Here is a 10,519-nt window from a genome sequence, read left to right as displayed (position 1 = left end):
GAATGCTCGTGCTGCCGATCGCTGGAGGATCGCCGTGGCCAGAGGTGCCACCTTCGCCGCGCTGCGCCACCGCAACTACCGGATCTGGGCGATCGCCGGCTTCGTCTCCGTCGTCGGCACCTGGATGCAGGTCCTCGGGGTCAACTGGTACGTGCTGAAGGAGACCGGCTCGGCGACGTCAATGGGCTTCGCCGTGCTGCTCCAGGCGGCGCCCACGTTGCTGCTCAGCGTCTGGGGTGGCGTGCTGGCCGACCGGCTGCCCGCCCGCCCGTTGCTGATCGCCGCCCAGGGCGCCCACGCGGCGCTCGCCGCCGGACTGGCGGCGGTCGCCCTGACCGGGGTCGGCGGCCTGCCACTGATCTTCGCGATCTCGCTGGCCACCGGTGCCGTCTCGGCCGTCGAAGGCCCGGTGATGGGACGCTGGGCGGCAAGCCTCGTCGACCGGGAGACGCTGGGCAACGCCCTGGCGCTCGGTTCGCTCACCAACTCCGCCGGCCGCATCCTCGGCATGAGCCTCGGTGCCGTGGTGGTGGCCGCCGTCGGCCCCGCCCTGCTGTTCGGCATCAACGCGGCCAGCTTCATCGCCGTGGTGGTGGCGCTGTTCGCCGTACGCCAGGGAGCCGTGCCCGGACTCGCGGTGCCCGACGCCGGGCCGAACCGGGGCGGTGTCCGCGCCGGGTTCACCTACCTGCGGGGGCAGCCGGTGCTGCTCCTCGCGCTCGCCCTGTCGTTCGTGCTCGGCAGCCTGGGCCGCAACTACCAGGTGACGATGGCCGCGATGAGCGACGGCCCGCTGCACGCCGGCGCCTCCGGGTACGGCCTGCTGTCGACGGTGTTCGCTGTCGGCACGGTGGTGGGCGCGCTCGTCGCGGCCCGACGGCGATCGCTGGGCTACCGGACGCTTGTCGTCGCCGGCCTGCTCGCCAGCGGGTTGCAGATCGTCGCCGGTCTCGCACCGGGCACCTGGAGCTTCGCCGCGGTGATCCTGCCGATCGCCGCCGCCGCGGTGGTCATCGACACCACCGTCGGCACCCGCGCCCAACTCGACACCGACAGCGCGATGCGGGGGCGGGTGCTCGCCGCACTGGCGGTCACCGGCTCGGTCTCCGCCGCGGTCGGCGCCCCGCTGCTGGGCTGGCTCGCCGAACACGCCGGGCCCCGTCAGACGCTTGTCCTCGCCGGATCGGCCGCCGCGATCGCCACGGTGGCGGCGAGCGTCGCGCTGGACCGGCAGCGCGCCCGCACGGCTACCCTCGCACTGGTCGTGCCGCGGCCCCGCCATCCGGTACACCGGGCGGCGTTCCGGGCCGCCCGCATCGTGCGGCCCACCGGTGCGGTCTGTGTCATCGCGCCCGCCGACGCCGGTGCTGTCGCGTCGAACAGGACCCAGCTCAGGGAGCTGGCCACCGCCGGGCCGGCACCGACATCGCGGTGAGCGCGGCGTCCACCCCACGCCGAGATCCGCGCAACAACAGGAACGTGGCGCCTCCCTGAAGTTGCGCGGATCTTCAGCAGTGGTCGAACCTTCAGTGCGACATCAGGTCGTGGGCCTCGCGGATCTTGGCCCAGGACTTCGGCTCGGTCGGCGCGGCGGCCTTGCGGGCGACGCTGGCCACGTCGGGGCGGCCGGCGGTGAACAGCCAGGTGGTGAACAGGTCGTCCAGGTCCAGACCGGAGATCCGCTCGGCCAGCGCCTGGAACTGCTCGATGGTGGCGTTGCCGTACCGGTGCTCGGCGGTCCACGCCGGCAGGATCTCGAAGAACGCGTCGTCGCCGACGGCCAACCGCAGCTGGTGCAGGGTCATCGCGCCCCGGTCGTAGACGGCGTTGTCGAAGACCCGGGCGGCACCCGGGTCACCGGGCAGCACCTGCCAGAACTCGTCGTCGGCCGGGTAGCTGGCGTAGGTGAAGTCGAAGACCTCCTGGGCGGTGCCCTCGCCCTGCTCCTCCGACCACAGCCACTCGGCGTACGAGGCGAAGCCCTCGTTGAGCCAGATGTTGCGCCACTCGGCCACCGAGACCGAGTCACCGAACCACTGGTGGGCGTTCTCGTGGGCCACCACGTAGGTGTTGGCGCCGCGTCGCCAGAAACCCGGCCCGTACACCGGTCGGGTCTGCGTCTCCAACGCGAAGCTGATGCCGTCCACCGGCCCGGCCACGCCGCCCTGCGCCTCGAACGGGTACGGGCCGAAGATCCCGCTCTCCCAGTCGACGATCTCGGCGGTCCGCTCGATGCTGGCCCGCGCGGCCGGCCCGAGCGCCCCCAACGAGGTGCTGTACGCGTTGATCACCGGCTGGCCGCCCGGTGTGGTGTCGGTGACGATGTCGTACTGGCCGATGGCCATGAAGGCCAGGTAGGTGGCGGTGGGGGTGGTGGTCCGCCAGATCCACCGGGTGCGGTTGCCGGCCTCGGCCGCCGGGGGCCTCGGCTGCACGCCGTTGCTGATCACCTCGACGCCGGTGGGCACCGACACCGAGATGTCGTAGGTGGCCTTGTCCAGTGGGTGGTCGTTGCTCGGGAACCACCACCACGCCGACTCGGGCTCGTTGACGGCGAGCGCGCCGTCGTCGGTGCGCGTCCAGCCGGTGTAGCCGCCGACCAGCGTCTCCGACGGCACGCCGGAGTAGCGCACCACGATGGTGAGCTGCTGACCCCGGGTCACCGTGCGGGCCGGGGTGACCACCAGCTCGTGCGCCCCCGCGGTGCTGGTGGTCGCCGCCCAGCCGTTGACCCGGACCGACTCGACGTCGAGCAGGAAGTCCAGATTGAACGTCGAGAGGTCCTCAGTGGCGGTGGCGAGGATGGTGGTGGTGCCGGTGAGCAGGTCGGTGGCCGGGTCGTAGCGCAGCCGGACGTCGTAGTGCTCGACGTCGTAGCCGCCGTTGCCGTAGTCGGGGAAGTAGGTGTCGCCCAGGCCGGGCGCGCCGGGTTGCGGCGCGGCGGTGACGACCGGCCGGCCCCAGCCCGTCGGGGCCGCCTGGCCGGGGGTGCCGGCGAGCATGGTGCCGGCGGTGGTGAGGGTCAGGGCGGCGGTGGCCGCCGTGAGGACTCGTCGCACGGGGTGGACTCCCTCCATCGGGGTGTTCGCCTCGTCAACCTAATCGACAACTGTGAACGTCGCCGACCCGCCGCGCGGCGTGGTCGCGCTATTCCATTGATGTCGATGTTTCGATAGCATTACCGCCTGGTAACAACCGTTCCGCCCCTGGCCACGCGCGCGGTCGCAGGATCCCACCACCCCCGTTCTGTGGAGGTCCGTCATGCCCCACCGTCCGCTGGCCCGCGCGCTGGCCGCGTTGGTCGCCGTCCTCACCGCCGCTCTGGGCGCCGTGCTCGTGCCCGGCACCGCGCAGGCCGCCGCCGTCAACTACGTCGCGCTCGGCGACTCGTACTCCTCCGGCGTCGGCGCCGGTCCGTACGATCTGTCCGGCTGCCTGCGCAGTCAGAAGTCGTACGCCCCGCTCTGGGCGGCCGCCCACGGCGTGACCACCTTCAGCTTCCCGGCCTGCGGCGGCGCTGTCACCGCCGACGTGCTCAACAACCAGGTGGGCGCCCTCAGCGCCAGCACCACCCTGGTCACCATCACCATCGGCGGCAACGACGCGGGCTTCGTCAACGTCATCACCAGCTGCCGGTTCGGCAGCACCTCGTCCTGCACCAACGCCGTCAACACGGCCAAGACCTTCGCCACGACGACGCTGCCCGCCCGACTGGACGCGACCTACGCCGCCATCCGCAACCGGGCTCCCAACGCACGCCTGATCGTCCTCGGCTACCCGCGCCTGTTCGAGACGAACTCCTGCGGTTGGCTCGCGATGAGCACCTACAAGCGCACCATCCTCAACGAGGCCGCCGACGTGCTCGCCTCGGTCACGTCTGCCCGGGCCACAGCGGCCGGAGCCACCTTCGCCGACACCCGGTCCTCCTTCTCCGGGCACGGCGTCTGCGCCGGCGACCCGTGGATCAACGACGTCTCCGGGATCATCGAGGCCTACCACCCGGACGCCGACGGCTACCGCTACGGGTACCTGCCGGCGCTGAACGCGGTCACCGGCTGACGATTCCGCGCCACCGGATCCAACGCGGATCCGTCCTCGTGCCCCCGCACCGGCCGGCGGCCGAGTGTCCCCTGTGGGCGCTCGGCCGCCGGCCGGCGTCGCGTCTGTACCCGATGCGTCACACTGAGTGGGATCGGAGGTGACGCGTGCGGCGCTCGGAGTTGCCCAAGCGGGAGTTGATCAGCCAACGGCAGTCGACCGCGGCCCGGGAGCGACTGCCGCCCGGCGGGTTGGAGCTCTTCGCGCTGCTCGCCCGGCTGCTGCGGCGGCCCCGTCGCGGTGACCGCCGGCTGCCGTTGCTGTGGCTGGTCCGCTCCGACACCGCGGATCTGATGGTGCCGCTGCGCCGGTTTTTCGGCCAGGGCCCCCGACGGCGGGTCCCGCACGCCGTGCTGGACGCTGACGTGCCGCCCGGTGCCGGGGACGTGCCGGCGCTGCTGCGCGAGCTGCACCGGCAGCTCTCCCTGGAGGCCTTCGGCGCCGCCCGACTGCGCTTCCGGCACTATCCACTCGCCGACTGGCTCATGCAGCAGAGCTTCACCCTCGGCGTCGACGCCGACGACAGCCGCGCGGCTCTGGTCCGCCGGCTGCGCGACCGCAGGGGCCCGCGTACGCCGGAGGCGTTGCCCTCCGGCGGTGACGCGGTCAGCATCGTCTCGCAGGTGCTGCTCTGGCTGGTCCGTCGCGCCGTGCCGGGGGTGGTCTTCCGGGCTGCCGTCTCCGGTCGGGTGCCGGTGCTCGGCCGGCACTACAACTGGTTCATGCGCCAGCAGTACCTGGCGCCCCGGCAGTCGGTCACCTTCCTCGGCTTCGCCGAGCGCCTCACCGCCGGCTGGCGCGACGGGGAGCAACCCGACCAGGTCAACAAGCTGCTGCTGCACGCCTTCCTGGAGGACCTGCGGCAGGCGTACCGGCGTCGGCCGTGGCGCCCGTCGGACTGGCGGCGCACCGCGTACCCGGCGCTGCTGATCGATCACGTCGCCCCCGGCAACGTCGGCGGGGAACTGGTCCGCCTGATTGGCGACGTCCGCACCGAGACCGGGCGCAACGACCCGCTGCTGATCGTCGCGTCCGGTGGGCAACCCCCACCGGACCTGCCCGAACCGCACCCGCTGACCGAGGCCGAGGAGGCGTACGACGAGTGGGCCGAGGCGCTGCCGGAGATGCGACGGCTGCGCCGCCCGGCCACCTGGCTGGTGGCGCTGCGCCCCGACGAGACCGACACCGGCCCACCGTCGCGGGGCGGAGTGCGGCCGTTCTCCGCGCCCGACCCGCCGTGGTGGTCGCGGCGCTTCCTGCCGGCGGCGCTCTGTCTGGTGCTGGTGGCGGCGCTCGGCCTGTGGGTGGCCAGCCGGTGGGGGCCGGGCTGTCACCCCTCGCTCACCGGTCAGGTCTCCGTCGAGGTGGCCCCCAGCGGTGAGTGTGTCGGCTACAGCGACAGCGCCGCGCAGGTGTTCAACAACGACCCCGGCCAGGACCGGCTGCGCACCGTCCAACGGCGCATCTTCGCGCAGAACCGGGCCGCCGAGGAGGTCTGGCAGCGCAGCGACCGACGTCGACCCTTCCTCACCCTGGTCTACCTCGGCACCCTGACCGGAAACCTGACCCGCGCGGACGAGGAGTCGTACGTCTCCGAGCGCGAGGAACTCGAAGGGATGGCCACCGCCCAGTACGCGTTGCTGAAGGAGTCGGCCGGCGCCGACGGCGCGGCGCTGCTGCGGATCGTGGTGGCCAACGCCGGCCGACAGATGATCTACGCCGACCGGGCCGTGGCGATGCTGGCCGGGCTGGCCCGCGACGACCCCACGGTGCTCGGGGTGGTCGGGCTGGTGGAGAGTCGCACCAGCACCGCCCGCGCGCTGCGCGAGCTGAACCAGGCCGGGCTGCCGGCGCTGGCGCCCACTCTCTCCGCCGACAGGATGGACGCCAACTCCCGCCTCTACCTGCAGATCTCCGCGCCGAACACCGATCAGGTGAAGCTGGTCGACGCGTACGCCACCCAGGTGCTCAAGGTCAACGAAGCGCACGTCTTCTACACCACTCTGGAGGGCAGTTCGCTCACCGAGGACCTCTACGTGGGCACCCTCGTCGACGGGCTCCGACAACGGTTCGGCCCCCGGATCACCCGCCTCGACGAGTGGCACACCGGGCAGCGGCTGATTGACGAGTGCGGCTACACCGGGCTGCTCTTCTACGCCGGCCGATGGTCGGAGTTCGACGGTTTCCTGCGGGCGCTGCGCGAATGCGGCGGCAACCCGCCCCGACATCTCGTCGCCGACGACTCGGCCAACCGGTACATGGCCAACCCCGGGCTGCGCGCCGCCGCACCCGGCAACCTGCCCGTCACGTACGTCTCGAAGGCGGCCCTGGCCACCTGCGCCGCGCTGCGGGCCGCCCAGGACCGGCGCGACGACGCGCGGGCCAGTTTCCTGTCCCGGATCCAGGCCGACGACCTGCTCGACCCGCCGCGCTGCCGGCCGGGCGCCGAGGTGCAGGTCGGCGAGCGGGTCAGCCTCGCCTACGACGCGGCGATGATGCTGATCCGGGCGGTGGAGAGCCTCGCCGCCCGGCTGCACCACGCCGACCCCCGGCAACGCTGGGAGCCGAGCGCCGTCAACCCGGTGGCGGTGCACGCCGAGGTGTTGCGGCAGAACGCCGGTCAGGGCTATCCGGGGGTGGCCGGGCTGATCCGGTTCACGGCCGACTCGGGGGAGCCGGTCGACAAGCGACTGGCCCTGATGCGGGTGGAGCAGGTGCCCGATGTGGCGAGGGCGCCGGTGGAGGTGTTCCGCTGCGGGGTGGCCGACGTGCCCGGCCCGGCGGTGTGCGGCCCGGCCTGACCGACACGTCCTCGCAGGACTGTCCGGGCGCCGCCGGTGTCCGTTAGGGTTCCTGGGACCAGGCGGCCGTGGCGTTGGGGGCAGAGGGTGGGCAGGCTCGCGTCGGCGTACGGGCAGGCGGTCAACTCCCACCGGGCGGCCCGGGCGCACCTGGACACCGTCCGCGGTGTCCTCGGGGCGGCACCGACCGTCGCACCGGTCGACGACGACGTGGTGGCCCGCCTCGCCCGCCTCGGCGGTGCGCTGGCCAACCCCGCCCCGGGTGCCACCCCGCTGACGGACCAGCCGGCAGCGGTGCGGATCGGTGCGGCGTCCACAGCGGACGGCGGCTTCCCGGTGCTGGTCCCGCTCGGCGGCGGCCACCACCTGGCGCTGGACGCCGACGCCCGGGAGTCGCAGGTCGCCGGGCTGCTGCGGGCGCTGGTGCTGCGGCTGGTCGCCACCGCGCCACCCGGTCAGGTTCGCGTCGTCGGCATCGACACCGCCACGCTCGGCGCCACCTTCGGCCCGCTACGACCGCTGCTCGACGCCGGGGTGCTCGACCCGCCGGCCACCAGCGAGGCCGAGGTGGCCGCGTTGCTGGACGCCGCCGAGAAACACGCCCGTGCCGCGCAGCACGGTGCGGCGACCGCCCGCCGCCTGCTGCTGGTCGTCGCCACCGCCGCGCCGCCGCCGCGCGAGCTGGCCCGGCTCGCCGCGCTCACCCACGCCGGCCCGGCCGCCGCCGTGTGCGTGCTGCTCGCCGGCCACCCGTCCCGGCAGCCCGGCGAGACCCCGCCGCCGCTGGGTGGCACCACGGCGGTGCGGTTCAACCAGGGGTACGCACACGTCGGCGACCCGCCCGGCGCGCCGTTCAGCGCCGACGGCAGCGGCCTCGCCGCCCGCGTCCTGCTCGACGGCGACCCGCCGCCCGCCTCGGTCCGCGCGCTCGCCGAGCACCTCGGCACCGCCACCCGTCGCGCCGACGCGTTGCCCTTCACCGACCTGCTGCCGCAACGGCGCTGGGCCGAGTCCGCCAGCACCGGTCTGCGTACGGTGATCGGCCGGGCCGGCGGCGGGTCGACGGCGGCCTTCGCCACCGCGCTGACGCTCGCCTTCGACGACGCCACCCCGCACTGGCTGGTCGGTGGGCGCACCGGTGCCGGCAAGACCGTCTTCCTCCTCGACGTCCTCTACGGGTTGGCCGCCCGCTACTCGCCGGCCGAGTTGCAGCTCTACCTGCTCGACTTCAAGGAGGGCGTGAGCTTCACCGAGTTCGTGCCCACCGGTCGGGACCCGTCCTGGCTGCCGCACGCCCGTGCCGTCGGCATCGAGTCCGACCGCGAGTACGGTCTCGCGGTGCTGCGCGAGCTGCGCCGGGAAGCCCAGCGCCGGGCCACCGCGCTCAAACGGCACGGCGTCACCAAGCTTGCCGACCTGCCCCGGGACAATCCGCTGCCGCGCATCGTGACCGTCATCGACGAGTTCCACGTGCTGCTCGCCGGCAACGACGCGCTGGCCCGCGAGGCGGTCGACCTGCTGGAGGAGTTGGCCCGCAAGGGCCGCTCGTACGGCATCCACCTGGTGCTGGCCAGCCAGAGCATGACCGGCATCGAAGCCCTCTACGGGCGGGCCGAGGCGATCTTCGGGCAGTTCGCGTTGCGGGTGGCGCTGCCCGGCGGGGGTGGGGTGCTCGACCAGCTCAACGACGCCGCCGCGGCCCTGCCGATCGGCTCCGCCGTGGTCAACACCGCCGCCGGCGCGGTCGGCGCCGACACCGTGCTGCGCTTCCCCGACGCGCACGCCGCCGCGGCCGACCTCGCCGCGTTGCGCCACGAGCTGTGGCAGGCCCGCCCGCCGGGCTCGCGGGCACCGGCGGTCTTCAAGGGGTACGAAGCCGCGCGGATCGAGGACGACAGCACCTTCGCGGGGCTGCGCCCCGGTGGTCGACGCCCGATGGCCCTGGTCGGCCGAACCGTCGACGTGCACGGCACCACCGCACTGTTCCTCATGGACACCACCCCCGGCCGGCATCTCGCCGTGGTGGGCACCGCACCGACCGGCGCGGACGTGCTGCGCGCCGCGACGCTCAGCCTGGCCCGTCAGCACACCCCCGGCGACGCCCGGTTCCAGCTGGCCTGCCTGGTCACCGCCGCCGACCCGGTCGCCGACGACACCGAGGCCGCGCTGCGGGCCGCCGGCCACCCGGTGCAGCGCCTGGACGCGACCGGGCTGCGCGACCGGATCGCCGCGCTGGCCGCCGAGCCCACCGGCCGCGAATACCTGGTGGTGTTCGGGATGGACGCCGCCGCGCCCGTCCTCGGCGCCACCGACCCCGACACGTTCCGCTCCGGGCTGGACGACCTGCGTACCGTGCTGCGTCAGGGCCCCGGGCAGGGGGTGCACCTGCTCGGCTGGTGGCGGGGGCTGCGCCGGCTCGCCGACGACCTCGGCGGCACCCAGAACCGCGACGACGTCGCCTGCCTGGTCGCGCTCAACGTGCCCGGCGCCGAGCTGGCAGTGCACCTCGGCGCACACGACCTGACCTACACGCCCCGCGCCGACCGGGCGCTGCTGATCGACCGGCACGACCAGCGGACCCGGCTGATAGTCCCGTTCGTCGGCGACGGGCACGAGCCGGACGGGGAGCGGTGACAGTGTCCTTCGAGGAGTACGCGGCGCTGGCCCGGCAGCTCTCCGAGCAGCGCCGCGCCGGTGAACAACACGCCGCCACCGAATCCGCGCGCCGTCGTGACCTGCACGCCGCCGTCGACTCCCTCGAGCAGCGGCTGACCGCCCAGGGGCAGCGCCTCGACCAGCTCGGCCGGGCGATCGGCGTCGACCAGCCATCCCCGACCGCTGGCCCGGGGGCCGGGGCGTCGGGCAACGCCGCCACCTGGCCCGGCCCGCCGTCCGGCCCCGGATCGGCGTCCGCTGCCGGCTCGGTGCCACCGTCCGGCTCCGGTTCGGCGTCCGCCACGGGGTTCGGCCCCGCCACCGCACCCGGAACCGGGGGCGGGGAATCCGCCGGCGCAGCCGGCGCCCCGGGGCGGGCGGGGGTCGAGGCGTACCCCGAGCTGCCGGCGGGGGAGGCGCGGCTGGCGCTGCCGACGGCGGTGACCCCGGCGGGCGGTGGGGTGCCGGCGCAACGCGCGGCCGCTGCCGACCCGGCGGTGGAGTTGGAACTGGCCCGGCGGATGGCCGACGAGGCCGACCGGCACGGGCACCAGGCGGAGCTGCTGGCCCAGCGGCCGGTGCTGCTGCCGACGTGGTCGCCGCTGGCCCGGGCGGTCGCCGTCTACGCCGGCTGCGGCGCGGCGGCCGGGGTGCTCATGCTGATGCTGGTGCTCGCCTCCGGCGTCGGTCTGGTCGACGGGTTCACCCTCGGCGCGTGGATCTGCGCGGGGCTGCCGGCGGTGGCGTTCTTCGGCGGGTACCTGGTGCTGGGCCGGTGGGGACGACCCGCGATGGTCGCCGGCACCCCGCCGCGCTATCTGCCGCTGGGGTTCCTGATCTGTTTCCTGCTGGTGCCGGTGGCCTACTGCGCCTATCTGCTGCTGGTGCGCGGCCTGCGCTGACGACCGACCCGGAGTCCGGTCTGCGCTTCGCCGCGCAACCGGTCGTCAGCGTGTTCGTGCCGG

Annotated in this window: 6 protein-coding genes; 5 read left to right on the top strand and 1 reads right to left on the bottom strand. The window is 74.1% G+C overall.

Annotated elements, in window-relative coordinates:
• The first annotated feature begins 34 nt into the window (after positions 1-34).
• Positions 35-1,435 (top strand): MFS transporter, encoded by a 1,401-nt coding sequence (locus ACX27O_RS29090; protein ID WP_458940422.1) that lies wholly within the window; start codon positions 35-37, stop codon positions 1,433-1,435.
• 91 nt (positions 1,436-1,526) lie between these two features.
• Here ACX27O_RS29090 and ACX27O_RS29085 read toward each other — a convergent pair whose 3' ends face one another.
• The gene (locus ACX27O_RS29085; RefSeq protein ID WP_358134454.1) at positions 1,527-3,059 is read right to left on the bottom strand and encodes a M1 family metallopeptidase; all 1,533 of its coding nucleotides are present in this window, start codon (positions 3,057-3,059) and stop codon (positions 1,527-1,529) included.
• A gap of 202 nt (positions 3,060-3,261) precedes the next feature.
• Between ACX27O_RS29085 and ACX27O_RS29080 the strand changes: the two genes are divergently transcribed.
• The 4 genes from ACX27O_RS29080 (at position 3,262) to ACX27O_RS29065 (ending at position 10,456) form a co-directional block, all read left to right on the top strand.
• Positions 3,262-4,059 (top strand): SGNH/GDSL hydrolase family protein, encoded by a 798-nt coding sequence (locus ACX27O_RS29080; protein WP_030334407.1) that lies wholly within the window; start codon positions 3,262-3,264, stop codon positions 4,057-4,059.
• A 146-nt stretch (positions 4,060-4,205) separates the two neighbouring features.
• A complete protein-coding gene (locus ACX27O_RS29075; protein ID WP_358128139.1) occupies positions 4,206-6,899 on the top strand; it encodes a hypothetical protein in 2,694 nt (897 codons plus the stop codon).
• Between the two features lie 87 nt (positions 6,900-6,986).
• On the top strand, positions 6,987-9,533 hold the full coding sequence (locus ACX27O_RS29070) for an FtsK/SpoIIIE domain-containing protein (protein ID WP_458940421.1): 2,547 nt from the start codon (positions 6,987-6,989) through the stop codon (positions 9,531-9,533).
• Positions 9,534-9,535: 2 nt separating this feature from the next.
• Positions 9,536-10,456: a hypothetical protein gene (locus ACX27O_RS29065; protein ID WP_358128143.1), complete on the top strand. Its 921-nt coding sequence runs from the start codon at positions 9,536-9,538 to the stop codon at positions 10,454-10,456.
• The last annotated feature ends 63 nt before the right edge of the window (positions 10,457-10,519 follow it).

The sequence above is a fragment of the Micromonospora sp. SD19 genome, assembly GCF_054462275.1.
The sequence above is the reverse complement of the archived record's forward strand: the minus strand, read 5'-3'. Positions and strand labels throughout refer to the sequence as shown.